Here is a 26,302-nt window from a genome sequence, read left to right on the forward strand (position 1 = left end):
AGCACGTCTCATGCGCATTCCCGCAGCCTCTTTCGCCGGACACCTGATGTGGACCCGCACCGGCACCATCTGGGCCACCTGGCGCCTGCAGGGCCTCCCGCACGGGTATGGCACCGACGAGCTCCGTCAGCTGGTGCTCGGTCAGCACCAGGCGCTCTTCCAGTCCCTCCGTGGAGAGGCGCTGCTGATCGGGCTGTGCGCGACGAGCGATCCCGTCGACATCGTCGACAAGATGCTCGCCGGCGTCGACATCCGCCAGCACCCCGAGTGGGCCGAGGAATGCGCACTCACCCTCGACTCCCTCGAGGAGATCGCACTGGGGGAGCGCGCCTACTGGCTCTCCATCCCTCTGTCCGCCGGCAACTGGCGCACCCGCTCGCAGGCGACCTGGCGTGCCGGCCTCGAGCAGTTCCGCGAGCAGCTTGCACTTCCTCGCACCGCACCCGCCGAATCCGAGATCGCCGCGGCGATGGCCGCCGCGCAGGAGATCGAGAACCGCATCCCCGCCGACTTCTACGCCCGCCCTGCCACCGTCGCGGAATACGTCTGGATGGCGCTGCACTCCCAGCACCGCGGCCTGGACATCGACGGCTCCGTCCCCGAGACCGGCGACGTCGGCATCGCGGAAGTCCCCGCGACTCAGCTGCCTACCGCGATGCCGAACCCGTGGATCGACGAAGGCGGCCAGTCCGACCTCTCCCCGGCCGAGCTCAAGCGGTTCCTGCCGTTCAACCGCCGCTACCTCAAGGTGCAGAGCCCGCACGCCGACGCCCCCAGCTACCAGATCATGCAGGCCGTCGTGGGCGGCCCGAAGGGCGGATGGCTGATGCCCGGCGTCGAGTGGATCTCCCGCGTCGAGCAGTACGAGCTCGACGTCGACTGGGCGATCCGGCTGACCGTCACCAGCGCCGACGCAGTCAAGCGCCGCAACAAGCGCGCCGAGGAGCAGCTGCTGGATCAGGTCGACCAGCAGTCGGGCACCCTCGCCATCACCGGCAGCGGATCAGATCTCGCGCAGGTCGCTGAGACCCTCTCGGCGTACCACGCCTCTCTCAACGCCAGCGACAAAGAGGTCGAGGTCCAAGCGACCGTGATCTACGCGGTCGGCGGCCCCGACCCCGCCACAGCGCAGGCTCGCGCCCGCTACATCGCTGCCGACTACAAGGCCTCCGACTTCCTCCTGGAAGCGCCCCTCGGCGGCCAGGAAGAGCTCTGGTGGGCGATGCAGCCGGGTGTGCCGACCTCCCGCATCGTGCGCGACCTGTCCCAGATCACCACCGGCCGCGAGTTCGCGTCCGGGCTGCCCGTCGTCAGCAGCGCCCTCGGCGATGACCGCGGCATCCGTCTCGGCGACAACATCACCACCGGCCGGCACACCCCGATCCTGGTCGACCTGTTCGGCAACATCCAGGCGGACTCCTCCGGCAGCTTCGGAGTCGTCGCCGAGCTCGGCGCTGGCAAGAGCGTCCTGCTCAAGAGCGTCGCCGGCGACGTGCTCGATCGCGGCGGGCTGATTGTGGCGCTGGACCGCACCGTGGCCCGTGAGTACGCCACGTTTGCCGAGTCGCTGCCCGGAACCTCCACCCGCGTCATTGACATGCTCGAGCCGCAGTGGTCGCTGGACCCGCTGCGGGTGCTCGGCCCGCGCAAGGGCGCCCGCATGGTGCAGTCGCTGTTCTCGCTGATGCTCGGCATCCAGACCATGGACACCCGCGGCGTGCAGCTGTCAGGGCTGCTCGAGGCGGAGTACATGGAGACGCACCAGATCACCAGCCTCGGCGCGCTCATCGAGCACCTGCGCCAGCTGGGGCAGCAGAACACGGTGGCGGCGGAACTGCTCGGCCTGATCCGCGTCGTGGCCACCAAAGACTTCGGCGCGGTTCTCTTCGACGAGTCCCTGCCGCCGCTGGATCTCAAGTCCGTCGACGCCGTCGTGTTCACCACTCACGGGCTGAGCCTGCCCGACCGCGCCGAGGTCGAGAACGAGCACCTGTTCAAGCAGATGCCCATCGAGAAGATCGTCGGCCGAGCCATGTACGCGATGCTCGCCCAGCTGACCCGCGAGGTCTGCTTCATGGACCGCCACCGCTTCGCGCTGGCGATCTTCGACGAGACCCACCACATCAGCGCCTCCCGTGACGGCCAGGCCGAACTGCAGACGTTCTTCCGAGACGGCCGCAAGCACGCCGCCGCGGCCGCAGTCGGCTCCCACGACCCCCACGACTTCGGCGACGAGGTCACCCGAGGCCTGATCCCCATCCGGTTCGTCATGCGCCAGCGCGACGAGACGCTCGCCAAGCGCGCCGTCGACTGGCTGGGCCTGCCCGTCTCCCCCGAGCTCGTCCGCGAGGTCATGACCAACCTGAGCCCCATCGGCCCCGACCGGAAGGTGCCGATCGAGCGCCGCGGTGAGGGAATCATGCGCGACATCCGCGGCCGCTACGGCAAGTTCCGCAAGACGCTGCCTGCTCGCCCCGACCGTCGCCAGGCGGTGCTGTCCACTCCCTCCGCCCCCGTGGAGATCTCATGATCACGTTCTACGTCGACGCCTTCCGCTCGATGAGCGGGTGGGCCTGGCGCGCCCGGGTCTGGGCGCACCAGCACCCTCGGTGGGCGAGAACCATCGCCACCGTCGCGCTCATCGGGTACTTCACCTTCATCCAGGGCCAGACCGCGCACGCGGTGAGCTTCCTCCCGGACGGCGTCGACTACATCGACAGCCACGGCAACCCGTTCTCCAAGTACGGGGTCATCGACATCAACGCCGGCGACGTGTGGACGCCGGGCACGGTCGTCGTCAACTTCATCGTGCAGCTGCTGTGGTCGATGCAGTACTTCGCGACCGGCGTGATCCTCTGGCTGTTCGACTTCCTCCTCAGCTTCGAGTGGGTCGCGTGGCTGGCCACCCCGTTCAACACCCTCGCGGTGTGGGTGCAGGAGCAGCTGGGCACGGTCAACTGGATTCCGTTCGCGCTGGTGATCAGCGCCCTTGTGGGAGGAATCGCCCTCTACGTCGGGCGCGTGTCCGGCGGGCTCTGGGAAATGCTCGTCTCCGCCGTCCTGGCCGTGCTGGCCGTGGGGGTGCTCGCCAACCCGGTCGCCACACTCACCGCCAGCGGCGGTGTTCTGGATAACGCGCAGGAGTTCGGCAGCCAGCTGGCCAACTCGATCGTCGTCGATCCAGACGCGCAGAGCAGCGACGGGACGCTTGCGACCGCGGTCAACGCGACGCTGATGGACATCTTCGTGCGCATCCCGTACCAGGTGATCTCCTACGCCCAGGTGCTGCCCGACAACTGCCAGGGCATCTTCGACACCTTCATCCAGTCCGGCGAGCCCCAGTCGGCGCTGCGAGACTGCGCGCCCGAGGCGGCGAGGTTCGCGCACGACAACCCCGGCGGCATGAACATCCTCAACGCCATGGTCGCCGGCGGCGGGGTCTCCGTCATGTTCGTGTTCGGGATGGTGATCGCGGCGCTGCTGATGGTGTCGGTGGTGTTCTTCCTGGTCGCCGCGGTCAAGTCGATGCTGCTGGTGTACCTGTGCATCCTCCCGGTCAACCGCGAGCCGCTGTGGAAGGCGATCTCCGACACCTACATGGGAGCGATCAGCCTCGCGGTGATGACCGTCGTGATGGCGCTGTACCTCAAGATGACGACCTGGATCATGGGGCAGACCGGCTTCCTCCCGCACCAGCTGCGGATGGTTCTCCTGATCATTTTCCTGATCATCGTCATCGTCCTGGTGTGGCGTGCACGTCGGGCCACCCTGCGCGCCGGCCGCGGCGTCGCGGGCCACCTGAACAAGCTCGGCCTGGGCATGAAGCCCGGCCCGAAGGACTCCAACGCCCTGCTCAAGATGAGCGCGATCGCCAGCATGGCCAACACCGCGAAGGACCTGATCAAGCGACGTCCGGCAAAACCGAGCGCCGCGGCACTGCCGGAGAAGCCCGCTGCCCCCGAGCCCGAGCCTGTGACGCTCACGCAGGTCCGCGACCCCGGCCCCGGCTCCCAGGGAGGCGCAGGAGGCGGCAGAGGCCCCTCTGGTACTCGCGGGCCCTCGGTCGGTCCCGGTGCGGCTCGTAAGGCCCTCGGCGCAGCATCCACGGCGACCTCCGTCGCGAAGGGAGCCGCCACCGTCGCGAAGGGTGCCGCCAGCGGCGGAGTCGCAGGCGCGGCCGCAGCCGGCGCCGTGGTCGTCGGCAAGAGCGTCGCCCAGAAGACCGCGAACAAGGCAACGTCGGCCGTCACCAACGCCGCCGCACGCCGGGTGGCGCCCCAGGTCGTCGACGCCGGCGAGCTCAAGGTCGTGAAGGTCGCCGAAACCCGCGCCAGCCGCATCGAGGTCGACGCGCAAGGGGTGGCCACCGCGCACCGCAAGTCCGCAACCGGGGTGCAGGACATCTCCTCGCTCCCACCCCGCCCGGCCCAGCGGCCCTCCGCCCGTTCGCTCGAGCGGCGCCGCCAGCTTGAGGCCTACCGTCCCCGGGAGCTCACGCGCTGATGACGGATCTGACAGTGGACGAGGACGAGGCCCGGTCGCCGTGGAAGCGGATCGTCGCGATCCTCTGCGTCGTCGGCCTGATCTTCGCCATGGTCGTCGGCGGGCTCCTCGCGGTGTTCATGGGCGTCATCGCTTCATCCGCCGGCGCTGTGGGATCGGATGGCGCCGGGTGCGTCCCTGCGTCGACGGCCTCCTCGGCGTCGTGGGGTGAGGCGACGTCGACGCGGCCGACCCCGCCGGCGTCGTCGAGCTCGAAGCCGCCCGCCTCGTCGACGGGCTGGGGGAGCTCGTCGGGTGAGGCGGCGCCAGCGGCCGCGGCCGCGCCCCAGTCGATGGAGATCCCCAATGGCCGCGGCGGCAAGATCACGCTGAACGAGAAGCAGATCGCGATCGCCACCCGCATCATCACGGTCGGGCGTGACCTCGGCGTCTCCGACAAGGGTCTCAAGATCGCTCTGATGACGGCGTTGCAGGAGTCCGTGCTGCGGATGTACGCGAACTCCTCCGTCCCCGAGTCCCTCAACTACCCCCACGATGCGGTCGGCAGCGACCACGACAGCGTCAACCCGTTCCAGCAGCGCGTGTCGGGGTGGGGGACCGTCGCGGAGCTCATGAATCTCGACCACTCCATCAAGGCGTTCTTCGGTGGCCCCACCGGCCCCAACGGGGGCTCCCCGCGCGGCCTGCTCGACATCAGCGGCTGGGAGAACATGGCGCCAGGCGTTGCGGCTCAGCGGGTGCAGGTCAGCGCCTTCCCCGACGCCTACGACAAGTGGGAGCCCGCGGCCGAGCAGCTGATCACCACCCTTGGCGAGGGCGTCATCGGCGGAGGCTGCAGCGGCAGCATCGACGGCGAGATCCAGCTGCCCCTGCGCTCCGACTACAACATGACCAGCGGTTACGGACCCCGCAGCGCCGGCGTCCCCGGCGCCTCCACCTGGCACGCCGCCATCGACCTGCAGCGGTGGCCCAACCCCTGCGGCGACCCTGTCTACGCGATCCTGCCCGGCAAGGTCGTCCTCTCGAGCGCCCTGTGGCTGTCGATCGAGCACGCAGACGGGTACGTGGTCTCCTACCTGCACATGTACAAGTCGCAGCGCCTGGTCGACGTCGGCGACATCGTCGAAGCCGGCCAGCAGATCGGCGTCGTGGGCAACGTCCCCCCTTCCGGCGGCTGCCACCTTGATCTGCGGATCAACGTCGCCAACAACACCAACCCCGAGGTCGCGAAGCTGATCCTCTCCCAGAACGACACCCGCCTGCCGCGGCCGGCGACGCTTCCCGAGCACCAGAACTTCGTCAACCCGGAGGACTTCTTCGAACTCTGGGGCGTAGACCTCTGCCCGGTCGGGTCGTGCCAGTAGCAGGCGGCTGAGGCCCTGACGTCTGGATAACCGGCGGGTAGGCTACCGACTACCCGAACACCCGCGGGCTCTGCCCGACCATTTCCAGACGGTGATGTGTGACCGATCGAGACGCTCCCCACGTCGACGATCAGGCAGTATCCGGTCCCGCTGCGCGCACTACAGCAACCGGATACCGATCTGTTTCGTACTACCTCCCGGCAGCGCTGCATGCGCGACTCAAGGCCGCCTGGTGGGCTACCCGCGACTGCCCGGACGGAGCGCCGACGCTCTCGGCGCTCGTGGAGGGGATCTTCCTCGAGTACGTCACGAGGGCTGAGCTCGAGCACAACGACGGCCAGCCGTTCCCGCCAGCACCCCGGGGTGCGCAGGGGCCGCGGGGTACCGCGTCGGAGGGGCACAGGCTCGTGGCGTACTACCTCCCTGCTGACCTGCATGCGCGACTCAAGGCCACCTGGTGGGCGCTGCGCGACGCCCGCACGCCGGCACTGTCATCGGTAGTCGAGACGCTGTTCGTCGACTCGGCCGCGACCCTCGAGCAGCGGCACAACCACGACGCCCCGTTCCCGCTGGCACCGGACTCTGCGCGTGGCGTCAACCGGGCCGCCGCAGTGCGGCAGGGGGAGTGGATGCGGCGCGAGTGGGAGAACCGTCGCGGCGAGAGCTCCGCTCAGGGCTGAGGCGTCACCCGGCTGTCGATGGCTGCAGCCAGGTCCGCGCGAGCGTATGGCGGGGATGTGCGGCCCGGGTCGCCGCCGAGAGAGTGCAGCTGATGCGGTGATGCTGCGGGGATATTGCGGGCTGGATATTTCTTACGGCGGTGGGGGTTTGCCCCGCTCCGCTTCCGACTTCGCTTCAGCTACGCGGGGCAAGCCTACCACTGGTGTCAAGCGCCATGGTGGCGACGTTATTGCGCCGATGTGCGGGAAAGTGCTGCAGAAGTACGCCCGCAATACCTCCGGACACATCCCGAAAGGGTGAGCGACGGGGTGGTCGCGGCGAGTAGATCCAGATCCCCGTGTCCGCGAAGCCAGGTTCAGGGGGCCTATATGACGCAGAGGGCCGCGATCGGCGCGGCCTGGTCAGGAGGCATCCGATGGCGACTCGACTTGCTCGCCCGCCGGCCCGCCCGTCGTCGGCGCCGATCACGCCGCTGGGGGTGTTGCCGCGCCGCCAGGTGACAGGGATCTTCCCCGCACTGGTGGTGATGGCTGCCGCGGTGGTGTTGACCGGGGTGAACATGCAGGCCCGCTTCACCGACGCGATCGCGTGGGTATGGGTTGCGGCTGTGGTGATCGCGACCGCGTCGATCGCGTCCGGCATCCGCACCTACCAGAGACAGAGCCGGCTTGATCCGGGCATCGAGGCGGTGCTGCCCTCGCTGGGCGCGCAGCGTCCGTCGCGCGACCTGGTCCGGGCGGTGAAGTGGACCCGCGGTTGGGTGGGCGTCCCTCGCAAGGTGACGATCCGTTACGCCTCCCACGTCGACGACCGTGATGTGCGGTTCGTCGACCAGATCGTCACTTCGCTCTCGCGACGCATCGGTGAGGAGTACCGCGTGCTCAAGCACGTCCCCCGCCGCTGCCTCCTCGTGCTCGAGCTCGCGCCTCCGACCACGCCGGTCTCTCGTGAATACCAGCGCGCCGAGCAGGTGGCGAAGGTGCTGTTGGGGGAGAGCTCCACCGTCGACATCACCGCGGACCCCGACAGCGGCGAGGTCCAACGGATGAAGGTGAAGTACGACATGGGGCCGCGGCTGGCGATCCCCGCGCGCCGGATGCAGATCGAGAAGCTGCTGTCGTCGATGTTGCCCGGTCGGTGGCGGGCGCACTGGGATCTCGAGGGCGATGAGGTCACCTTCGAGATCCGTCCGCCGATGCCGGACCTGGTTCTCCACGAGCCAGCCCCGTCGACGAAGCAGCTGACGCACGCCGAATACAAGGCGTTCATGATCCCGATCGGCATCGACGAGGACGGCAAGTGCCAGTACTGGCAGCCCTCGGTCTCGCCTCACATGCTCGTCATCGGTGGCACCGGCTCGGGTAAGACGTCGTTCCAGCACACGGTGCTCACCCACCTGGCTCAGGCCCGCTGGCGGGTATGGGTGCTGGACGGGAAGCGGATCGAGTTCGCGGGGTTCCGCACCTGGCCGAACGTCGAGCTCGTCGCGGCTCGTGTCGAGCACCAGGTGCGGATGCTGCACGCGGCCCACGAGCTCATGGAGCAGCGGTACACCCAACTCGAGCAGGGCACCGCCCGCCTCGAGGACTTCGAGCCGCTCGCGCTGATCATCGACGAGTACGCGACATTCAAGGCTCGCGTGCAGCGCTGGTACAAGACGGTCAAGCCGAAGGGCGCGCCCACTCAGGCGCCGGTGCTCGAGCTCCTGTCGGATCTCGCCCGCCTGGCTCGAAGCGCGAAGATCCACATGCTGCTGGGCATCCAGCGCCCCGATGTCGAGTTCCTCGGCGGTGAGATGCGTGACAACTTCGGAGCCCGCCTTTCCCTCGGCCGACTCTCCCCCCAGGGCGCGATGATGATGTGGGACTCCCCGGCGATCGGCGTCGCGCTGCCCCGCAACAAGCGCGGCCGCGGCGTCACCCTCAGTGCCGAGTCGCTCCCGGTGGAAGTGCAGACCTTCTACACGCCCGACCCGGCAAAGCTCGACAAGTCCGACACGCGGGACTGGGAGCACCTGCGCACCCTCACCCCGCTCGAGACGGATCACCCCCGTAAGACGATTGCCGAACCGTCCTCGCTCATCGACGGCGATGAGGAGATCCCGCCGACCTACAACGACTGGTCGACCACCCGCATCACCCTGTTCGACGGGATCGAGCAGCCGGCGGTCGAGCCTCCTGCAGCGCTGCCCAGCAACGTCGTCGCGCTCGGCGCCCGCAAGCCCGGCAACGTCCGGTTCGTGCCCGAGCCGGTCGACGTCGAGGACGACGATGCCGCCGCCGCGGCCGCGGACGACGACGAAGGCTACGGGGAGATCTCCGAGGGCCTGGCCGGCGACCTCGAAGTCGGTGACCTGGTGCTGTCCGATTCCACCCTCGGGGTCTGGGTGGTCGTGGAGTCGGTGGAACCGGACATCGTCGACGAGGACGCGATGGCGATCGAGTATCGCGAGCTCGACTCAGGTGACGAGGGCCTGATGACCGTGTCGGACAACGAAGTGCTCACCTACCGGCGTCCCGCCGCGGCGTGAACGAAAGGAGCAACCATGCAGATCACTCAGAACCGGGCCGAGCTCGCGCATGAGCAGGCCTTCGCGTTCGCACTCGCCCAGGGTGCCGAGCGCGAGCGGGCGGAGGAGTTCGCCGGCGAGTACGTCAACGTGCTCGAGGATCGCGCCGGCGAGATCCCATACCCGGACGCGCCGGCGCCGACGCCGGAGGAGGTGTGGATCTCATGACGCAGTCGGCTGCCGAGAACGAGGACGACCTGCTGACGCTGATGTTCATGCTGTGCGGCGGCATGGCCACCGGCATGTTCTCGTTCGGGGTGCTGTTCAACCCGGTGCGTGACTGGATGGTGCAGTACCACCTGCTCGCTCACGGCGCCGAGGTCGTCATCCCGTTCGTCGACGACATCGGGTTCGGGTGGCCTCAGATCGTCGTGGCCGGCGGCCTGATCATCGCCCTGGTCGCCACCGTCGTCTGGCTGCGCCGCCGCGCGCGCGAGCGTGTCTGACCCGACCCCCAAACTACGAGACCAAGAGAGGAGGATGAGTCACATGGCTGTCACGGTGTACACGAAGCCGTCGTGCGTCCAGTGCACGGCGACCTATCGCGCGCTGGATTCCAAGGGGATCGAATACGAGATCCACGACCTGTCGGAAGACGCGCATGCGCTCGAGCAGGTGAAGTCGCTCGGCTACCTGCAGGCGCCGGTTGTGATCACGGATCAGGATCACTGGTCCGGGTTCCGGCCCGACAAGATCGACGAGCTCGCCGCACGCCTGGTGTGAGCGAAAAGTGACTGAGGGGCGTCCCGGATGGGGCGCCCCTCAGTCGTGTCAGGTCTGCTGCCGGGTGGCGTAGAGCCGCAGCACCGCGTCGCGCATGTCGGCGGCGCTCGAACTCTGGACGCTTTCGGCGCTCGAAAAGTGAACGGTTGCGGGCAGTCTAGCTAGGTGTTTCGTCGGTGGTGGTGCGGATGCTGGGGAGGCTGTCGATGCCGCGGCCGCGGAGTCGGTAGCTGGCGCCTTTGAGGGTGAGGACGTCGGCGTGGTGAACGATGCGGTCGATCATCGCGGCGGCAACGGCCTGGTCGCCGAAGACCCCTCCCCAGCTGGAGAACGGCAGGTTCGAGGTCAGGATCAGTGACGCGTGCTCGTAGCGGCTGGAGACGAGTTGGAAGAACAGGTTCGCTGCGTCTTGTTCGAACGGGAGGTAGCCGACTTCGTCGACGATGATCAGCCCGTAACGCCGCAGCCGGGCGAGCTCTTTCGGGAGGTTGCCTTGCCGGTGGGCGTCGGTGAGGCGGGTGACCCAGTCGGTCGCGGTCGCGAACAGCACTCGGTGCCCGTGGCGGGCGGCGACGATTCCGAGCGCGGTCGCGAGGTGGGTCTTCCCGGTTCCGGGAGGGCCGAGCAGGACCACGTTCTGCGCTTCGAGGAGGAACCCTCCCGAAGCGAGCGCCGCGATCTGCTGCCGAGTGGCTGGTTGCGCGTCCCAGTCGAAGTCCTCGAGCGTCTTCCGGCTCGGGAACCCGGCCGCTTTGATCCGCAGCTCCGCGCCGGAAGCGTTGCGAGCGCTCACTTCGCGTTCGAGGACGGCGGCGAGGTAGTCCTCGAACGACCACCCGGCGTCGCGTGCTTGGTCCGCCATCCGGGCTGCGGCCTCCGTGATCCGGGGTGCCTTGAGTGCGCCGGCGAGGTAGGTGATCTGCTTCACCGACTCGCTGGTCTTCGAGGTAGCCATCAGGCGACTCCTTCGATCCCGAACGCCCGGTCGTAGTCCGCGAGATCACGCGCCAGGTCATCAACGGGATCAGGACGTGGGGTCTGGAACTGTTGCCGCAGCCGTTTCGCGGCCTCCAGATGTGCGGGATCGGTGATCGTGGAGCCGCGCGCCCAGACCCGCGCGTGGTCAGCGACCAGCCTGTCCTCCAGGCGCACCCGAACACGGTCGAGATCGGCGATTACGTCGACAAACCGGCCTATCGCGGCGGGATCGACGGAGTAGTCGCTCGCGTCGAGGCGGACGTAGTAGTCCCGCCCGAGGCGGACTCGTTCTCGCCAGCCCAGTTGCAGCGGGATCGGCGGCAACGGGAGCATCCGTGAACGGTCGTGGCCGATCAGATCGACCGGGCGTGCCTTGATCGTCCGCACCACCCTCGCGTTCGCTCTCTCCAGCCAGCCCTCCAGCTGGGCGTTGAAGTCCGCCGGGGAAGTGAACGTGCGGCCGGGCATGAACGAGGTCTCGAGCCAGCCGTTGCGGCGCTCCACGATCCCTTTCGATTCCGGGTCGTAGGGCCTCAGCTGCACGACCTTCGTCGCGAGGGTCCCCGCGAACGCCGCAACACCTTGCGCGAGGCGGCCGCGCTGCCCGATGCCGGACTCGTTGTCCCAGATCAGCCGCCGCGGGACCGCGCCGAGCCGTTGGATGAGATCCCAGTGCCCGAGCAGCAGATCCTCCGTCTTCCTGGTCGGGATCATCCGCGCAGTCACGAACCGCGAATGCGCCGCGACGATCACCAACACCGGCAACAGCGCCGTCGTGCCGTCCTCGAGCGGGATCTTCCGCGGCGGGAACCAGAGATCACATTGAGCCGCATCGCCCGCCGCCCACGAGAGCCGATCCGCCGGGTCGACCGGGTGATGCTCAGGTCGCAGTCTCACGACATTGTCCCGGAACCAGCGGATCGAGCCCTCCCAACCAACCCGCTCCGCGAGCACCGTCGCCGGCATCCGCGGATGCTCGGCGAGCAACGCCCGCACCCGCACCTCGAACGGCGTGAACGACGTCGGCCGCGGCGACCGCTCATACTTCGGCGGCCCGTCGGAGTTCACCGCCTTGATCACGGTCGTCCGCGAGATCCCCAACCGCGCCGCGATCTGCGCTTTCGGAACCCCGTCCGAAGCCAGCCTCCTGATCAGCGCCCAGTCTTCCAAAGTGATCACTCTCCAATCGTTGAGTGTCCACTTTTCGAGCGCCGCTATCGATCAGTTCTCAAGCGCCGTCGACAGCGCAGATGGGTGTTGTGCTCGAGCGATCGCCGCAGCGCCACCCCATCGGCGGGTCGTGGGTCGGGGCCGGCGCGCACGACGCCGGCAGAGATCGCCCACCGTGCTAGCTCGTCGAGTTCGACGTCGACGGTTGCGGTGGCGATCGCCTGCTGGGTCCAGGTGACCTTGTAGGCCGGCATGGCGGTCTCAGCTGCTGCGGAAGAAGTCGATCACGCTGATCACGAGCGCCCAGAGCAGCACGATCGCGACCGCGGTCAGCAGGATCTTGCCGATGTGCGGCCCGAGGATGATGCCGAGCCAGCCGGCGCCGACCGCGAGGCCGATCGTGAGCAAGCCGATGATGATCCGGCGCAGCCGGGTGAGGATCTCGTCGGGGATGTCCGCGTGCTTGCGCGGAGTCGCCAGGCTCATCGGTCACCCACGTCCAGGGCTTTCGCGGCCGCGGCCACGGTCAGCGACGACCGGAACCCGATCTCGCGCGTCCACTCGTCGACGGCGCGACTGAGGCCGACGTACTCCACGACGCCGGGCTCCTGCGGGGATGCCTCGCGGGGGTGGAAGTACAGGCGCGCCTCGATGCTCTGCTCGAGGCGGCTCAGCTGCCGGTTCGCTTCGGAGTCGTCCCACCCGGCGTGATGGCAGGAGACCTCCTCCATGTACAGCCGGCTGCGTTCGATCTGCAGGATCTGTTCGATGTCGACGCGGTCGCCCATGAGCTCCGCGACAGGCCGCCAATCGTAGCGGGGCGCCGGCAGGTTGCAACGGTTCGTGAAGCTGACGCTGGCGTAGTTCTCGTCCCACAGCTGCTGCCCGAGGTGATCGGCGTCGGCGAGGACTGCGGCGGGGGAGCGGCCGGGGGTGACGATGGGCGCCCGTGCGGGTGACTGGGTGATGTCGGTGCTGCTGATCAGGATCGCTGTGACCAACAGGTCGACGACGTCCTGGGGAACGGGAAGCGCGCGCATGGCAATTACCTCCAACTCTAAGTTGTGTATCTGACATGCACAACAATATTGCGGAGGTTAAGATGTGTCAAGAGGTCGTGTAGGTTCCGTTTGGAGTTGTCCATTTCGCAGAGGAAATGTCCACGGTGTGTCCGTCTGGACATTTCGGCCGGTTTGGTTTGTCGATAGCGAAACGGGGCACGGGTCGCGTGGAGGGCTCAGTGACCCCCGGCGGGGAAGTCGATTCGCAAGAAATGTCGAGACGTCGAGCACCCTCGCTCGTAGATTCGATGCGTGTCTGCACCTCTACTCCCGTCGACCACTCGGCGGCATGAGGAGTGCGTGAGTCGAGCGCTTCAGTGGGTGGAAGAGCGACTCGAGGAGCCGGTGACGCTTGCCGATATCGCGGCGGTCGCCGGTCTCTCCCCGCATCATTTCCATCGGGTATTTCGTGCTGTTGTGGGCGAGAGCCCGAAGGCGCATCTGCGGAGATTGCGGCTCGAGCGAGCGGTCTATCGACTCAAGGTGAGCAGCGATACGGTGCTGGACATCGCGTTGGAGTCCGGGTTCGCTACACCCGAGACTTTCACCCGAGCTTTCGTCAGACGCTTCGAGCTCAGCCCCTCGGAGTACCGGGGGATGGTGCGGGCGTATCGCGAGTATGTGGACGTGGCGCAGCAGAGCAAGACATTTGAGGGTTTCGCGGCGGAAACGCCGCTCACTCTACGTTTCGATCTCGACGCGGCACCCGTGTGGATGGAGCGCACCCCCGAATGGCACCTGCTCGTGCTGCGGCATCGCGGGTACGGTGGCTTCGGCATCGGACATCCTTCGCTCGAGCCCTGGAAGCAGCTGCGCGAATTCGCGACCGCGAGCGGCATCCCACACGAATCTGATCGTCTGGTAGGGATCACACGCGACGACCCCTATGTCGTTGATGAAGAACAGATCCGTTTCGACGCCGCGCTGTTGATCCCGGCGCCGGTAGACCCGCCTCGCCCCTTTACATACCGCACGATGCCGGCTCAGCTGTGCGTCGTGCATCGACATACGGGCGGTGCTGAGGAGATAGCGAAGACCTTCGCCGCTATCGGTGTGCAGTGGATGCCCTCAGAAGGGTGGCGTCTCCGCTGCGCATCATCCTTCGAGGTTCATCACGTCGACCGACCTGTCGCCGGCGCTGCCCGCATCAGCCACACCCACGCCTATGTCCCTCTTGAGCACCGGCAACATACTCATCCAGAAGGAGCGCCATGATCGGATTTCAGTTCACCGAGCACATCGACAGACCCCCGCGGGACGTGTTCGCCGTCCTGGCAGATCCCACTCGATCGGTCGACTACGTCGAGGGAGTGGTGAGGAGCGTGAAAGTGGCAGACGAGCCCCTTGCCGAGGGATCCATGATCGAGGAAACCCGTCTCGTGAAAGGCAAGGAATCGACAGGTCGGCTGCGGATCGTCACCCTTGACCCACCGTCGACATTCGCGATCACCAGCGAGGCGGAGGGCATCACTGCTACCTACCGATACCGCCTTCACCCCGAAGCTGCTGGAACTCGGATCGAGTGGACATGCGAGCTCGAAGCGACGGGATTGCGCCGGGTGATGCTTCCCCTCGTTGCCGCGATCTCGAAGAAAGAAGACGGCGACCACCTGGTCCGCCTCAAGGCGTACGTCGAGTCGCAGCACAACGCTGGGGCCGCATCGTGATGCCCTCCGACACCAGGGTCGAAGAGGCGCTTGACCGTGCCACGGGGCCGCGACGCGAAGAGGTCACTGAACTCCTCGACCTCTTCGAGGAAGTGGCGCAACGGCCCCCCGTGGTGTGGGCTGATCGGATCGTCGGCTTCGGCCAATACGAGTACACCTACGACAGCGGGCGCGAGGGCATCGCACCCGAGATCGCCTTCGCGTCCGGCGCTAAGCACACGCTCTACCTGGTGGAGGGATTCGCCGAGAGGTGGCCCGATCTGCTCGATCGACTCGGTCCCCATCGCACGAGCACCGCCTGCCTCTACCTCACCCGGCTGTCGGCAGTGGATCGGGATGTGCTGAGGGAGATCCTTGAGCGATCGCTCGCAACCGTCCGCGACGGACGCGAGGCAGACAGATGACCGGATCGGCCCTTGTCCAGGTGGCGCAGAGAGTCCAAGACCTCGAGCGGGCAGCGGCCTTCTACTCCGCGCTCATCGGTTCGCCCCCTGTGGCCACGTTTGATCCCCCAGGGCTTGTGTTCTTCAATCTGGCAGGCGTCCGGTTGCTCCTCGAGCGGGAAGCGCCGTCTGCGCTGCTCTATCTCCGTGTCGACGACTTGGAATCCGCGGTCGCGCGCGTCGGCGACGTGGAGATTCTCTCGACGGCGCACCGTATCTTCACCCACGATACGAATACCCTCGGCCCGATCGGGCAAGAGGAGTGGCAGTCGTTCATACGCGACCCCGAGGGAAACACGGTAGGGCTTGTCGAGTTTCGAGACCGGAAGCTTTGAAAGGCGAGCCTGGCTATGCGAGTTTTCCGAGGTCGATGGAGCTATGCGCGCATTGGTCGGACACTTCGAGCTGTGCGCGGTGACGGCAGCCGTGGACATTTCATCCCCTGGCGCCGTGGCTTCTCCGCCCCAACAGGAACAAGTCTGAGCGATCCCTACAGGTCGGGCGCGGGCGCCTCAACGATCGGTCTGCCTACGCACCCGACTGTCTAGGGGATACGGTGCTCAGAGGAGCCTGTCTGACCGCATCCGCCTCGCCCTGTTGCGAGGACGAGAGAACACCCTTCATCGTCAAATCGCGGGTGCGTATGCGCGGGGGAACTATGTGGCCAAGCTGCGCGCTGAGCAGCAGCAGGTGAGGCAGGCGATACGGCGTCTAGAAGGGCGTTGACGGGTTAGGGGGTTGCCATGCCCCCTCGCAGTACCGTAATCCCGCGGTCCCTCGGTGGGGTGCTGCCTCAGCTGATCGCGAAAGGTAGCCGCCGAAGGGTCGTCGCCGACATGCCGGTGCTCTTGAACATGCGAGCGTGCGCGTACTGGATCTCTGGCAGCAGATCCATCCGGCCGATCGAGGTCAGAATGATTTCGTCAGCTTCGTCGGTAAGGTGGCGCAACTCGGGGACCGCGTAGCCGCCGACGTACTTGCCGGAGTTGAGATCCCATGACCGAACATCGGGCAGCGCCTTCTCGATCCGCTTCCCCAAGTCGATCAGTGCGTCGCGGGTGGTCTGGTCGCAGCTGCGCAGCGAGAACGGGATCGCGGACATGGTGCCCTTGGTGACGTTGAAGCAGTCGCCGGTGAAGGTCCACCACAGGAAGGCCAGTCGTGACGCCGCGACGGCGCTGGCAGCCAGCTGGTCGTCGCGGTGCTGGGTGAACAGCTTCCCTTCGTTCAGTGGCACGGTGGCATGGGTGGACTTTTCGTAGGTCACCGGCGGCACCGTATACGTGCTGAGGAAGTAGGTTGCGGTCTTCTTGAAGCCGACCGAGAAGTCGCTCACACGAACCAGCGATGCCTGCAGTGATCCCTTCGCCAGCAGTGTGTCCATGAGCTCGTACATAGCGTCGCCACTCGATCGCATCCAATTGGGCGTCTTCGTGGTGTTCGGTCGCAATGCATATCGGAGCGTAGCCATCAGGTGGGGGCGGAACGGCTCGATCCAGCTGTGGGTGATTGTGGTGTGGATCTCTGACGCTTTCCCCTGCCCGGCAGCGGTGATTATGGTGCTGCGGACCTTGACCTGGAACAGTGCAGCAGGCCGCTCCTGGAAGGTGCTCACCCAGATCGCGCCGAATCGCTCGGTGTAGTACTTCCGCAGCGACTCGTCGCGATCGCCGAACTGGCTGCGGATCGGGACGATCAGGCTCAGGCGCCCATCGTGGCGAGTGATCTGCGCGGATCTCTCACAGCACGATGCGTAGATGTCGTCTACGTCGTCGGTCCTGAAGCCGGTGATGCGATAGCTGAGCTCGCGACGGTTTACATAGGGCGGGTTCCCGATCACGACGTCAAATCCGCCCTGCTCGAAGACCTCGGGGAACTCGACGAACCAGTGGAAGGGGTGGTGCGTCTCGACCCACGCCGTAAGCGGCTGGGGCACCATTGTCGCTGAGTGGTAGAGGTCATCGACATCTCGGCGGACCTCGTCGAGGAGAGCTACGAGCTCGCGCCGAACGTCGACGGATGATTCGTTGGTCTCTTGACGCTCCCGGAACGCGGAGTAGCGCTCCGAGATCCGCGCCGCAGACTTCTTGACCTCGATGATTCGGTCGCTGGTAAACAGGGTGCCGCTGTCCTCCTCGAGCGAGTCCAGGGTGAGGGCACCTACGAGGGTGTTTCCCGCCTTGATGTTGAAATCGAGGTCGGGGAGCGGTTCGAGATCCTTGCGGTCGTCGATGGATGCTACGAGTTTCAGGAAAAGTCGGAGCCGGGCAACCTCGACCGCTTCGCGCATGATGTCGACGCCGTAGAGATTGCTGAGGGTGGCGTGCTTGAGGACGAAGTACTCGGTGTTGGCGTGTTTGGAGACGGTCTCGAGTAGGGCCATGCCCTCGGGGAATGACGTCGATCGGACGTGACGGTCCAGAGCGTCAAGCGTGGCGTCGTAGAGCGGCTGCAGCACCCGCAACCCGGCGAACAGGAAGGCTCCCGAGCCGCAGGTCGTTATGTGTACGTTCGGTCAGTGTCTCAACCACTCACCCGATCGCACCCCTGGAGCACGATGCACCTGCGTTTCGTAGACCACCGCCTCACCGCCACAGCCGACCTCGACGAGCGCATAGGCGACCTCTACTCGCGCGGCCGCCCACTACCCGAGGGGATGCCGATCCTTCTCGACGATGGTTGGCGCCCGGTTGAGCCGTGGCTGACGTACTTCCGAATCGTCGCAGCGTCGGCAGACCGAGCAACACTTCGCGCCTACGCATACGACGCACGGCGGTTCGCCGCTTTCCTCGACGCACGGCGAACGGACGTGATCCATGCAACGAGTGACGACATCGTCGCATATCGCGAATGGCGGCTGAACGGCTCCGAGCGACCGGTTGCGCATACGACGTGGCAGCGCGACGTCGTCGTCATTCGTGGGATCTACCAGCTGCTCACGCAAACCGGGCAGATCCAGCGTGAGCCGTGGATCACCATCGGGAAGTCGTCGCCACTCCGAACGCGTTGGACGAGTGAGCCGGACATACGACCGCTGACGCAATCGCAGTGGCGGACGTTCCGTGAGGTCGGGCTCGGCGGACGAACTGCGAGCGGCGACCTGGACGAAAGCTGGCGCGGTAGCACCAGCTTGCGCTCACAAGCGGGCGCCCAACTTGCGGTGACAACTGGGATGCGCCTCGGAGAGTTCTCAACTTTGCTCGATGTCGAAATTCCGTCGTCAATCGACAGCGGAGGCTCCCTCTTGCTCGAGGCATGCGCGAAGTATCAGAAGCGCCGCCGTGTCCATATTCCCCTCACGACCCTCCGTGCCGTCGACCTGTACCGCCAGACAGAGCGCCGCGCCGTCGTCCGCGCGTCGGCTGCCTCACTCTGGCGTCGTCGCGCGGAACTCTTCATCGTTGATGAGATAGACATGTCGGCAGGCGTCGTGCGGGGACGAGTGGATGGCCGACGGTCGAGATGGCGGCTGCACCAGCTCCCTCCGCGCCTGCGACGAATTGCCGTCACGGAGCGGAACGAGGGACTGGAAGCGCTGGGCCTGTTCGTCGGCCGAGGCGGTTTGCCGATCAGTAGGCGGCAATGGCATGCCACGTTCGAGGCAGCGAGCCGTCGCACGCTGGATCTCGCACAGGCAGAGATGGGCGGTCGGCGTGTCCGGATCACCCCGCACGATTTGCGCCACACATTCGCTGTCGTTCTCTTGAAGTCTCTGACCGAGGTCGCCCTCGCCCGCGAGGCTGAGCGACGAGCCGGCAACGTCGGACCGTCCACGCTCTCCGAGCACATCAGTATCAACCCGCGACTCACTGTCCAGCGGCTGCTCGGGCACTCGAATCCTGCGACGACGATGGTCTACCTGCGGTATGTGGAGGACACTGATGCGCTCATTCAGGACGTGTTCGAGAGCTGGAGCGACGAGGCCATGACGTTCGCAGACGCGGTCCTCGCTGATCGGAACGCCGCGTGAGCAACGTCGACCTCGCCCCGCGTCGGATGTCGTTCGTTCTGCCGACCACGAAGCTCGACGGAACGGTTGCCCCGCTCGACTTCGCGCACCCGATACTTGCCGCGGAGCTCTCCGATGCTTTGATCGAAATGCGTCGAACGATTGGTCAGTCCGATGGCACCGCGTATCAATACCGGCGGGCTCTCATGAGTCTTCTGCGCGGCATGCCTGATGTGTGTCCGCGCACTGCGAGTTTGGCGTCGCCAGGTCTCGCCATCACCGACGCGTTCCACTTATGGGAGTCTGCGTTGGCTGGCAGTTACGCGCCCGAGAGCGCGATCCCGAACAGGTACGGCAGGCAGATCCGCGCTCTCGTCCGCGTCCACGCAGCCAACGGTCATGAGGTTAGCGAGGCCACGCTTCGTTGGGCCCAGGCGCGCGTTTTACACCAGGGCGGAGACTCCACGCCGCTGGATGAGTTCTCGAACGCGGAGCGCCTCGCCATACGTGACGCCTGCCGTGCCCGAATCCGCGACCTGGAGACGCGTCTTGCGGTCGGACGTCGGATCCTTTTCACCGGCGAGGACCCCCGAGTCGCAGGATGGAACCGTGGCGCCGATGTGCTCTGGGGCGTCCGCCATCTCGGCCGACTTCCGGGTACATCGATAGAGGCTGATCTCGTCCGTGCGTGCGGTGCTGGCGTGCTCAGCGACTTCCACGCGGACTTCGCAGGTGAGAAGTCCATGACCCACTCTGATGCTGGTCCGATCACGCGCCACCTGCTGACGCACCTCTATCCGACTAGTGAGGACCTCGTTGCGTTCCGCACGTTGCTGCAGTTAGAAAGCGGTGCGGCGCCGGAAGAGTGGTCGGGCGTGCGGCTCTCGGATATCGAGCGCACAACCGATTCCCTCGGCGTGAGACTCCGCAAGGCACGGGCGCACCGGACTCGAACCGTGCGCTGCACCATCACCGAGTCGGGCAACGGATGGCGAGCTGGGGATCTCATCCTTCGACTGATCGCCGTGACCGAAGCAGCTCGGGAGGAAGCGAATGAGGTGGGAGCCCCGGACGCAGACTCCTTGTTCCTGACTGTGCACCGAACCACGTCCAGACATCTCGTCGCGCGCCAGGAGTCATTCTCTCGTCGTCCGTTCACGTCGCTCTTGACGTCGATCTCTCCTGAGATATCCAGGCCATACGACTCCCGTCGGCTGCGCAAGACAGTGAAGAGTGTTCGGGCAGCAGTGCTCCGCAGCGCAGACGCCGCGGCGGGAAACGACCACAGCATCGCCGTTTACCAACGCCACTACGCGCAGTCGACGACGGTGCACGTTCTGGCAGGCATCGCCGTCAACGCGGCGCAGCACCAGGTCTTCGATCGAGCACGAGGGCCACTCTTCGTCCATGCGGCAGCCAGCACAGTCGACGATGCTGCGGGCGACCTCGCTGCTGCCGCCGCAGCCGAGCTGGCCTCGAGCACCACCGAGCACGGAATCAATGTGACTCAGTGCACGTCACCGTACGAATCACCCTTCACGCCAGCGGGCCGGCTCTGCGAGCACCGGCCGTCCATGTGCTTTGCGTGCCCGAATGCCATCGTGTTCGCCGACCACCTCCCGCGAGTCCTCGCGTACCGAGAGATACTCCGCAATCACGAGAACGAGATGCCTCCAGCCCAGTTCGCGGCGGTACACGGCCAACAGCTGGTCAACGTCGAGCGCATTCTCCACGAGTTCTCCACGACGGAGCTCGAGAATGCGCGGGCTGCGCACGAGACCGCCGCGGTCCATGTGCCACTCAGCCAGAGAGGAATCCACTTATGACCGTCGACCGCGGGCACTCCGCCGAACGGTTGTCGCCTTCAGCGAGCGAGTACTGGGCAGGCGATACGGCGGTCGTCTCTGATCGCAAACTCGAACATGACTACCCGATCCCATTGTTCGGAAATGAGGATCGTTGGGAGCTCGGTGCGCTGGGGTGGAACCCGGCGGCCGGCCGACACTCCTCCGTTCTGCTGTTCGACTCGTTCAGCGGCGCGTGGAACCTTCGTGCTCGCGAACTCGCGATGGCACTTCTCAACCCTGTACACCCCGTGCTGCGCGATCAGATGATCTACCTGCGAGCAACGCCTGCTCACGTGAAGACGATTCGCTCGAAGCTCGAAGGCTTGAAAAGGTTCGCCGCGTGGCACGCCGAGAACCTCCCGGGCCATCCACTCCGCGATCTCGACCAGTCGCACCTCGACAGCTTCCTCACCGATGTCAAGAAGATGGGGATCCATTCGCGGACGAGGCAATCAGTCGATGCGGTCCGCGAACTCCACACATACGCGACAGTCCTCACCGGCGGCGGCGTTCTGTTTCGCCCGTGGGGTGAGATCACGACGATCGCGCTCAGCGGACGCAAGTCGAGCACCGAGCTGAGCACGCCGGTGATCCCGCCGCAGGTTTGGTGGCCGTTGCTTCGGGCGTGCTGGCAGTACATCGATGTGTTCTCGCACGACATCTTCGCGGCCGCAGCAGAGTGGTCGGCGCTCGACCGACCCAGAGGCCAGCGCACGAGAGTTCAACATCCCGAAGAGGCTCTCGCGAGGTGGATCTCGAGGCCAGGGAGTGCAGTGCCGATGCACCGCATGACGTATGGGCGATTCCGCGAGGGCGAGATTCATTGGACGCTCTTGTCCCTGCTCGTGTCAGACGGTCACAGCAAGCAGTTCTTCGCCGAACTGGACCGGCCTGACATCGTGCGCCGACGTCAGGACGTCATTGAGGCGATCGCCGCTGGCACGCTCTCGACCGTCCGCGGGGGTCTCACGACACCGGCAACAGCGGTCGAACGCTCCGATGGATCCGTCGGACCATGGATCGACGGATTCGACCCGGCGACGATTCGCGCTCAGCTGAAGCTCCTCCGCAACGCGTGCTACGTCTTCTGCGCGGCTCTCACGATGATGCGCGACTCGGAGCTGCTGAGCATCAAGAAGGGGGCGCTCACGACGTCGTACGGCGCACCTGCTGTCACATCCCAGCTCCGAAAAGGTCGACGCGGAACACAGCGACGCAACTGGTGGATCATCGAACCCGTCGCGCAGGCAATCGTCGTCGCCGAAAAACTCGCTCTCGGTGACGACGTTTTCGGCTCTGTTCGCCGTGAACACCGAGCGCAAGACGGAGCCGGTAGGTTCGATCGACATAGTGAGCTGAAACAGTTCATCTCGCAACTCAATGGTCAGGACCTCGACGCCGGTCTCGACATGATCCCCGCATTTCATCTCGCTCCGCACATGTTCCGGCGGACGATGGCCGTGATCACCGCGCAACAGCCAGACGGCGAGATTGCCCTCGGCATCCAGCTCAAGCACGCTGCTCGGCGCGCTGTCGCGAACGGCACGACCTCCGGGTACGCGAGCGAGACACCTGAATGGGCCGCGGAGTTCGAGCATGAGCTCCAAGAAGCCGTCGCGTCGCGGTTGGTCGGCGCCTGGTCTTCTCACCGTGACCACGAGATGAAGCTCGCGGGCGCGGGCGCTCAGCGGTTCCGAGACGAACTCAAGAAGATTGATGCAGTCGCGAGCAACGCGGTCAAAGTCGGCGACGAACGCACGCTGCGCACGCTCCTCCGCGATCGGTTCAGCACGCTCCGGTGGGGAACCGTCAATCACTGCCTCGGCATCCCCGACCAGGCAGCGTGCTTGAAAGGTCTGCCAGCCGACGCAATCGCCGGAGGTGCAGTCATGCCCAATCGGTGCCAGCCCACCACGTGTGGCAACTCCGTCGTCACGGAGGAGCACGCGTCGATCTGGATCGCGGAGGAACGCGACCTTGTCGCGAAGCTTCGCGACCGAAAGATGGCGGCACACAATCGCGAACAGCTCGAAGCCGAGCTCGAGGATGTTCGCCGAGTCACGAGGAAGTTCACGGATGCCTGAGATCACTGCCGGGACAGAACGCAAGCTACGCGACGCGATGGAGCGGCTGCTCAGTGGGGTGGCAGTCCGAACCGACGGCCGCATCAACAAGGAGAACCTTTATCGCGAAGCCGGCGTCAGCCGCGCCACCATGAACCGTGCGACCGCAGTCATGGACGAGTGGGCTCGGCGCGTCGACGGGACCCAGCCCCGTGATCGCGAGATCGAGTCGTTGCGAAGTTCGCTTGCTGCCCGTACCGCCGAGATCAAGAAGCTCCGTGAGCGACTGAGCGACCTCGAAGCACATCTGACGATCGCCGCCACCACCGTCGCCGAGCTGCACGTAGAGAATCAACTCCTGCGGGGCGACGACCCGACCCGTAACGTCACCCCGATGAAGCGCCCGGCGGGTTCAGTCGGCAGCCGGTGATTCCTGCTTCAGCACCATTTCGGAGGGCGCGTATAGGTGCTCGCTGCGACGCTGAAGGTCTCGGGAAGGAGTGCCTGGCGGATCTTGTCACGCCCGATCTGTGACGACGCAGGCATCAGCTGCTTGAGCTCGCTCGAGAATCGCTTGGGCGGGAAAGCAGCGCCGATGAACATGTGCGGGCGGAACTGCTTGGCCGCTCTGACTGCGGGAGCAAGATCGCTGTCGGCGCTGATGATCAGCGCCGAGTCCATAGCGCTCGAGGCAGCGTCGCCGACGAGGGCAACCGCGATGTTGACGTCGGTTTCTTTCTCCTCGTGCGCAATACGCGTAGCGCGACAGTTGAAGCACGTCACCGTCTTCGCCTGGTACCTGCCCTGCGTGACGCTGAATACGTTGGGGTGACGCGCGGCGACCGCAGCCTGATGGTAGGCCTGGCGACTCGCCGCCCCCGCATCGCCCAACACAGGCGCGGTGAAGTATTTCACCGCGACAATGTGGCTGCGCGGGCGGAGGCTCTGCGCGAGTGCGACGAAGTCTATCCAGAGCGTCGAGCGGCCGAACTTGTCGTGCATGCCGTGATAGAAGTTGAAGCCGTCGATGTAGACGATGAGGCGCTCGTGCGGTGGTCCAGGTACGGGTAAAGCTGGCAACAGACGACTCCAAATCGATACGCGAGGTGCTCACCTTCCTACCAGCGATCGTGTGTATAGTGTGGATACACCCCGCCCGGTTGTTCATCCCAACCGTGGCCCGACGCCCTCCCTCGGGAGGGCGTCTTTGTTTCCAGATTCCTCATCGATGACGAAGAAAGCCATACGGATTAGGCCTTTCCGTGGAGGCCAGATCGCGACTCTGGATGAGTGCCCTCCCATGCAGCTTCGTCCGACACATGGGATAGCTATGCCCGCGAACTCGGTCAGAATATCCAGCGGGAGCGAGCGCGCGTTGGCTACAGCCAGGACCGTGTTGCGTACGAGTCCAACCTGAGCCGTTATACGTACCAGAAGCTTGAGAAGGGCGAATCGCGGCCGGGCACTCCCGCGAACCCAACAGTCAAGACACTCTTGGCCGTGGCTCAGGTGCTCGATGTGCAGATCACCGACCTGTTGCCGGCCGCGCCTCCCGACCTCACCTTCCGCTGACCAGGTCGCCTACTTCAAATGACTGGCCGCGATCTACCAGTTGAGGCCTAGTGCGTATGGCATTGTGCACTGTATGGGCACTGCGGAGCTGAACCAAGAGTCATTCGTCTTGGCGGTGGAAGACCCGTACCTCGACGCCCTGATAGGAACGATCGAGGAGCCCGCTGGGTCTCGCAACGCGGCGGAGGCGGGACGACTGACGATCGCGTGGTGGGATCGACACGGGACAGGTCCCTCGTGCGCCGAGCTACTGGATGCGATGTTCGCGGGCATCGCGTGGGACGAGGTTATCGAGGACCCGGCTCGCACGCTCCCCGAACGCCGCGCGCAGGTCGAGCTGTTGCAGCGCTGGCTGATCAGCTACTGGGCGCGGATCGGTGCGATCGCCTTCATTCCCGGCCACGACGATGTTGTTCGGCCCGGACGGATTCATCGCGAACCCGAGACTGAACGAAACGCCGACACCTGATGCGTTGTCCGGTTGTGATCGAGGAGGAAAGATGCGCGAGATCTCCATCGCCGGCCGCACGATCACGGTCTCGCACGTGAAGACGACTCATAGCGACTACGGCGATATTCAGCGCTACCTCGCGGAGGTGTCGGACTCAGATGCCACGACGTACCTCACCATTCTGAGATCTAGCAGCACAGTTGATGCCCGCGTGGTGGGATCTGTCGTCGACACCGAACTCCTCCGCGGGCACGACGGCAGCGCAGATTCAGGACTACTGCGAGATCCTGCGATCCGCGCGTGGCGCGACGAAAACCGGCACTCGATTGACACCGCTATGCAGACCCTCGCTGACGAGATCGCCGGGCTGCCACCAGAGCCCGTGACCGACATCGAGCGAACGCTGCTCAGCGCGTTCGGCATCGATGCCGGAGCGGAGGAATCTCCCCGTGCGTGAGTACCCGTGGTTCGACTTCGATCAAGTCGACTTCGTGACTTCCGACACCCACTTCAGCCACGCCCGCATCAGCGAACTCGCCGATCGTCCGTACTCCACCGTCGACGAGATGAACGACGACCTTGTGCGCCGGTGGAACGACATAGTCGCGCCCGCCAGCGTCGTCCTCCACCTTGGTGACTTGGCGCTCGGCCCGATCGAAGAATCTATCGCGCTCACCGCGCAGCTCAACGGGCGCCGGCTGCTCGTACCCGGCAACCACGATCGCGTCTCACCCGCGACTCAGTCGAAGCGGGCAATCGAACGATTCCTGCCCGTGTACGAAGCGGCGGGCTGGGAGATCCTCCCAGAGGTCATCGAGGGAACCCGCCACGGGTACAGGATCATTGCCTCGCACTATCCCTACGGCGGCGATAGCCAGGAACAGGATCGACACACGTCGCATCGCCCGCGCTGGGACGACGGCATCCCACTGCTCCACGGACACACGCATGCTCGCGACCGCGGCCCCAACGGCCACCAGTTCCATGTCGGCGTCGACGCCCATGACTTCGCACCGATCCCGTTCAGCGTGATCGACACCTGGATCCAGAGCCTGCCGGGGATCGAAACCCGGCTCCAGACAGCGATACGCGAAGCTCGAGGAGTCCTCGCCGACCTGGACAACACATCTCCATCCCAAATGGACTCGATGTTCTACATGCAGGCGTACGACGATCTCCACATGCACCTCGAGGAACTGCTGACGGCCGTTGACGAGACAGGGCACGCCAAGGGCGACGCGGACGCAGGGTCCCGATAGGA

The 26,302-nt window shown here is 65.8% G+C and carries 27 protein-coding genes; 20 read left to right on the forward strand and 7 right to left on the reverse strand.

All coding sequences use genetic code 11. The annotated features are described in order from the left end of the window. Positions 1-10: 10 nt before the first annotated feature. The 8 genes from AOA12_RS21530 to nrdH all read left to right on the forward strand — a co-directional run bounded on the left by AOA12_RS21530 (position 11) and on the right by nrdH (position 9,840). Positions 11-2,530: an ATP-binding protein gene (locus tag AOA12_RS21530; protein WP_054687410.1), complete on the forward strand. Its 2,520-nt coding sequence runs from the start codon at positions 11-13 to the stop codon at positions 2,528-2,530. After that, positions 2,527-4,503, forward strand: a complete 1,977-nt coding sequence (locus AOA12_RS21535) for a hypothetical protein (RefSeq protein WP_054687411.1) — start codon at positions 2,527-2,529, stop codon at positions 4,501-4,503. Before AOA12_RS21530 ends, AOA12_RS21535 begins: the two co-directional genes overlap by 4 nt. Continuing rightward, positions 4,503-5,867, forward strand: coding sequence for a M23 family metallopeptidase (locus AOA12_RS21540; protein WP_156366699.1), 1,365 nt, complete (start codon positions 4,503-4,505; stop codon positions 5,865-5,867). The genes AOA12_RS21535 and AOA12_RS21540 overlap by 1 nt, the downstream gene beginning before the upstream one ends. Before the next feature lie 98 nt (positions 5,868-5,965). Beyond that, complete coding sequence (locus AOA12_RS21545; protein ID WP_156366700.1) at positions 5,966-6,547, forward strand: hypothetical protein; 582 nt, start codon at positions 5,966-5,968, stop codon at positions 6,545-6,547. Between the two features lie 416 nt (positions 6,548-6,963). Further along, the gene (locus tag AOA12_RS21550) at positions 6,964-9,078 is read left to right on the forward strand and encodes an FtsK/SpoIIIE domain-containing protein (RefSeq protein WP_082406564.1); all 2,115 of its coding nucleotides are present in this window, start codon (positions 6,964-6,966) and stop codon (positions 9,076-9,078) included. 15 nt (positions 9,079-9,093) lie between these two features. Further along, positions 9,094-9,285: a hypothetical protein gene (locus tag AOA12_RS21555; RefSeq protein ID WP_054687417.1), complete on the forward strand. Its 192-nt coding sequence runs from the start codon at positions 9,094-9,096 to the stop codon at positions 9,283-9,285. Next, positions 9,282-9,563, forward strand: a complete 282-nt coding sequence (locus AOA12_RS21560) for a hypothetical protein (RefSeq protein WP_054687419.1) — start codon at positions 9,282-9,284, stop codon at positions 9,561-9,563. The genes AOA12_RS21555 and AOA12_RS21560 overlap by 4 nt, the downstream gene beginning before the upstream one ends. Before the next feature lie 43 nt (positions 9,564-9,606). Further along, a complete protein-coding gene (gene nrdH / locus AOA12_RS21565; protein ID WP_054687421.1) occupies positions 9,607-9,840 on the forward strand; it encodes a glutaredoxin-like protein NrdH in 234 nt (77 codons plus the stop codon). A 157-nt stretch (positions 9,841-9,997) separates the two neighbouring features. Here nrdH and istB read toward each other — a convergent pair whose 3' ends face one another. Genes istB through AOA12_RS21585 form a run of 5 tightly spaced genes read right to left on the reverse strand, consistent with a single transcriptional unit; the run spans position 9,998 to position 13,028 of the window. Further along, on the reverse strand, positions 9,998-10,795 hold the full coding sequence (istB, locus tag AOA12_RS21570; RefSeq protein ID WP_054678490.1) for an IS21-like element helper ATPase IstB: 798 nt from the start codon (positions 10,793-10,795) through the stop codon (positions 9,998-10,000). Then, positions 10,795-11,997 carry an IS21 family transposase gene (istA, locus tag AOA12_RS21575; protein ID WP_082405821.1) on the reverse strand — a complete coding sequence of 401 codons (1,203 nt, stop codon included), beginning with the start codon at positions 11,995-11,997 and terminating at the stop codon, positions 10,795-10,797. The genes istB and istA overlap by 1 nt, the downstream gene beginning before the upstream one ends. Positions 11,998-12,032: 35 nt before the next feature. Further along, entirely contained in the window at positions 12,033-12,242 is a 210-nt protein-coding gene (locus AOA12_RS23395; RefSeq protein WP_156366701.1) for a hypothetical protein, read from the reverse strand. A 7-nt stretch (positions 12,243-12,249) separates the two neighbouring features. Further along, on the reverse strand, positions 12,250-12,474 hold the full coding sequence (locus AOA12_RS21580) for a hypothetical protein (RefSeq protein WP_054687423.1): 225 nt from the start codon (positions 12,472-12,474) through the stop codon (positions 12,250-12,252). After that, on the reverse strand, positions 12,471-13,028 hold the full coding sequence (locus AOA12_RS21585; protein ID WP_054687425.1) for a hypothetical protein: 558 nt from the start codon (positions 13,026-13,028) through the stop codon (positions 12,471-12,473). The genes AOA12_RS21580 and AOA12_RS21585 overlap by 4 nt, the downstream gene beginning before the upstream one ends. A gap of 342 nt (positions 13,029-13,370) precedes the next feature. On the opposite strand from AOA12_RS21585, the gene AOA12_RS21590 reads away from it, so the two are divergent. From AOA12_RS21590 to AOA12_RS21605, 4 genes are read left to right on the forward strand one after another with little or no spacing between them, the layout of a single operon-like run. Continuing rightward, positions 13,371-14,264 (forward strand): AraC family transcriptional regulator, encoded by an 894-nt coding sequence (locus tag AOA12_RS21590; protein WP_054687427.1) that lies wholly within the window; start codon positions 13,371-13,373, stop codon positions 14,262-14,264. After that, the gene (locus AOA12_RS21595; RefSeq protein ID WP_054687429.1) at positions 14,261-14,716 is read left to right on the forward strand and encodes an SRPBCC family protein; all 456 of its coding nucleotides are present in this window, start codon (positions 14,261-14,263) and stop codon (positions 14,714-14,716) included. The genes AOA12_RS21590 and AOA12_RS21595 overlap by 4 nt, the downstream gene beginning before the upstream one ends. Beyond that, a complete protein-coding gene (locus AOA12_RS21600; RefSeq protein WP_054687431.1) occupies positions 14,716-15,120 on the forward strand; it encodes a DUF1801 domain-containing protein in 405 nt (134 codons plus the stop codon). Before AOA12_RS21595 ends, AOA12_RS21600 begins: the two co-directional genes overlap by 1 nt. Continuing rightward, positions 15,117-15,494 carry a VOC family protein gene (locus AOA12_RS21605; RefSeq protein ID WP_054687434.1) on the forward strand — a complete coding sequence of 126 codons (378 nt, stop codon included), beginning with the start codon at positions 15,117-15,119 and terminating at the stop codon, positions 15,492-15,494. The genes AOA12_RS21600 and AOA12_RS21605 overlap by 4 nt, the downstream gene beginning before the upstream one ends. A gap of 458 nt (positions 15,495-15,952) precedes the next feature. On the opposite strand, the gene AOA12_RS21610 is transcribed toward AOA12_RS21605, so the two are convergent. Continuing rightward, positions 15,953-17,617 (reverse strand): Eco57I restriction-modification methylase domain-containing protein, encoded by a 1,665-nt coding sequence (locus tag AOA12_RS21610; protein ID WP_054687436.1) that lies wholly within the window; start codon positions 17,615-17,617, stop codon positions 15,953-15,955. Positions 17,618-17,716: 99 nt separating this feature from the next. Here AOA12_RS21610 and AOA12_RS21615 point away from each other — a divergent pair, with 99 nt between their 5' ends. From AOA12_RS21615 to AOA12_RS21630, 4 genes are read left to right on the forward strand one after another with little or no spacing between them, the layout of a single operon-like run. Continuing rightward, positions 17,717-19,129 (forward strand): tyrosine-type recombinase/integrase, encoded by a 1,413-nt coding sequence (locus AOA12_RS21615; RefSeq protein WP_054682956.1) that lies wholly within the window; start codon positions 17,717-17,719, stop codon positions 19,127-19,129. Next, the gene (locus tag AOA12_RS21620) at positions 19,126-20,934 is read left to right on the forward strand and encodes a hypothetical protein (protein WP_054682959.1); all 1,809 of its coding nucleotides are present in this window, start codon (positions 19,126-19,128) and stop codon (positions 20,932-20,934) included. Before AOA12_RS21615 ends, AOA12_RS21620 begins: the two co-directional genes overlap by 4 nt. Further along, positions 20,931-23,039 carry a hypothetical protein gene (locus AOA12_RS21625; protein WP_054682961.1) on the forward strand — a complete coding sequence of 703 codons (2,109 nt, stop codon included), beginning with the start codon at positions 20,931-20,933 and terminating at the stop codon, positions 23,037-23,039. The genes AOA12_RS21620 and AOA12_RS21625 overlap by 4 nt, the downstream gene beginning before the upstream one ends. After that, on the forward strand, positions 23,032-23,448 hold the full coding sequence (locus tag AOA12_RS21630; protein ID WP_054682963.1) for a hypothetical protein: 417 nt from the start codon (positions 23,032-23,034) through the stop codon (positions 23,446-23,448). Before AOA12_RS21625 ends, AOA12_RS21630 begins: the two co-directional genes overlap by 8 nt. 8 nt (positions 23,449-23,456) lie before the next feature. Here AOA12_RS21630 and AOA12_RS21635 read toward each other — a convergent pair whose 3' ends face one another. After that, on the reverse strand, positions 23,457-24,098 hold the full coding sequence (locus AOA12_RS21635) for an NYN domain-containing protein (RefSeq protein WP_054682966.1): 642 nt from the start codon (positions 24,096-24,098) through the stop codon (positions 23,457-23,459). A 210-nt stretch (positions 24,099-24,308) separates the two neighbouring features. On the opposite strand from AOA12_RS21635, the gene AOA12_RS21640 reads away from it, so the two are divergent. The 4 genes from AOA12_RS21640 (at position 24,309) to AOA12_RS21655 (ending at position 26,300) form a co-directional block, all read left to right on the forward strand. Beyond that, the gene (locus AOA12_RS21640) at positions 24,309-24,590 is read left to right on the forward strand and encodes a helix-turn-helix domain-containing protein (protein ID WP_054682968.1); all 282 of its coding nucleotides are present in this window, start codon (positions 24,309-24,311) and stop codon (positions 24,588-24,590) included. A gap of 73 nt (positions 24,591-24,663) precedes the next feature. Continuing rightward, positions 24,664-25,059: a hypothetical protein gene (locus tag AOA12_RS21645; protein WP_054682970.1), complete on the forward strand. Its 396-nt coding sequence runs from the start codon at positions 24,664-24,666 to the stop codon at positions 25,057-25,059. Between the two features lie 31 nt (positions 25,060-25,090). Next, entirely contained in the window at positions 25,091-25,498 is a 408-nt protein-coding gene (locus AOA12_RS21650) for a hypothetical protein (RefSeq protein ID WP_054682972.1), read from the forward strand. Beyond that, positions 25,491-26,300, forward strand: a complete 810-nt coding sequence (locus tag AOA12_RS21655; protein ID WP_054682974.1) for a hypothetical protein — start codon at positions 25,491-25,493, stop codon at positions 26,298-26,300. Before AOA12_RS21650 ends, AOA12_RS21655 begins: the two co-directional genes overlap by 8 nt. Positions 26,301-26,302 lie beyond the last annotated feature (2 nt).

It is taken from the genome of Microbacterium sp. No. 7, from assembly GCF_001314225.1.
In the GTDB taxonomy this organism is placed as follows: Bacteria; Actinomycetota; Actinomycetes; order Actinomycetales; family Microbacteriaceae; genus Microbacterium.

Bases quoted from the DNA above. Each gene is read 5' to 3' on its own strand.
- AOA12_RS21600 (WP_054687431.1), top strand. From the start codon at position 14,716: ATGCCCTCCGACACCAGGGTCGAAGAGGCGCTTGACCGTGCCACGGGG.
- AOA12_RS21580 (WP_054687423.1), bottom strand. From the start codon at position 12,474: ATGAGCCTGGCGACTCCGCGCAAGCACGCGGACATCCCCGACGAGATC.
- AOA12_RS21535 (WP_054687411.1), top strand. From the start codon at position 2,527: ATGATCACGTTCTACGTCGACGCCTTCCGCTCGATGAGCGGGTGGGCC.
- AOA12_RS21615 (WP_054682956.1), top strand. From the start codon at position 17,717: ATGCACCTGCGTTTCGTAGACCACCGCCTCACCGCCACAGCCGACCTC.
- nrdH (WP_054687421.1), top strand. From the start codon at position 9,607: ATGGCTGTCACGGTGTACACGAAGCCGTCGTGCGTCCAGTGCACGGCG.
- AOA12_RS23395 (WP_156366701.1), bottom strand. From the start codon at position 12,242: ATGCCGGCCTACAAGGTCACCTGGACCCAGCAGGCGATCGCCACCGCA.
- AOA12_RS21645 (WP_054682970.1), top strand. From the start codon at position 24,664: ATGGGCACTGCGGAGCTGAACCAAGAGTCATTCGTCTTGGCGGTGGAA.
- AOA12_RS21560 (WP_054687419.1), top strand. From the start codon at position 9,282: ATGACGCAGTCGGCTGCCGAGAACGAGGACGACCTGCTGACGCTGATG.
- AOA12_RS21550 (WP_082406564.1), top strand. From the start codon at position 6,964: ATGGCGACTCGACTTGCTCGCCCGCCGGCCCGCCCGTCGTCGGCGCCG.
- AOA12_RS21625 (WP_054682961.1), top strand. From the start codon at position 20,931: ATGACCGTCGACCGCGGGCACTCCGCCGAACGGTTGTCGCCTTCAGCG.
- AOA12_RS21555 (WP_054687417.1), top strand. From the start codon at position 9,094: ATGCAGATCACTCAGAACCGGGCCGAGCTCGCGCATGAGCAGGCCTTC.
- AOA12_RS21650 (WP_054682972.1), top strand. From the start codon at position 25,091: ATGCGCGAGATCTCCATCGCCGGCCGCACGATCACGGTCTCGCACGTG.
- AOA12_RS21630 (WP_054682963.1), top strand. From the start codon at position 23,032: ATGCCTGAGATCACTGCCGGGACAGAACGCAAGCTACGCGACGCGATG.
- AOA12_RS21540 (WP_156366699.1), top strand. From the start codon at position 4,503: ATGACGGATCTGACAGTGGACGAGGACGAGGCCCGGTCGCCGTGGAAG.
- AOA12_RS21585 (WP_054687425.1), bottom strand. From the start codon at position 13,028: ATGCGCGCGCTTCCCGTTCCCCAGGACGTCGTCGACCTGTTGGTCACA.
- AOA12_RS21595 (WP_054687429.1), top strand. From the start codon at position 14,261: ATGATCGGATTTCAGTTCACCGAGCACATCGACAGACCCCCGCGGGAC.
- istB (WP_054678490.1), bottom strand. From the start codon at position 10,795: ATGGCTACCTCGAAGACCAGCGAGTCGGTGAAGCAGATCACCTACCTC.
- AOA12_RS21605 (WP_054687434.1), top strand. From the start codon at position 15,117: ATGACCGGATCGGCCCTTGTCCAGGTGGCGCAGAGAGTCCAAGACCTC.
- AOA12_RS21530 (WP_054687410.1), top strand. From the start codon at position 11: ATGCGCATTCCCGCAGCCTCTTTCGCCGGACACCTGATGTGGACCCGC.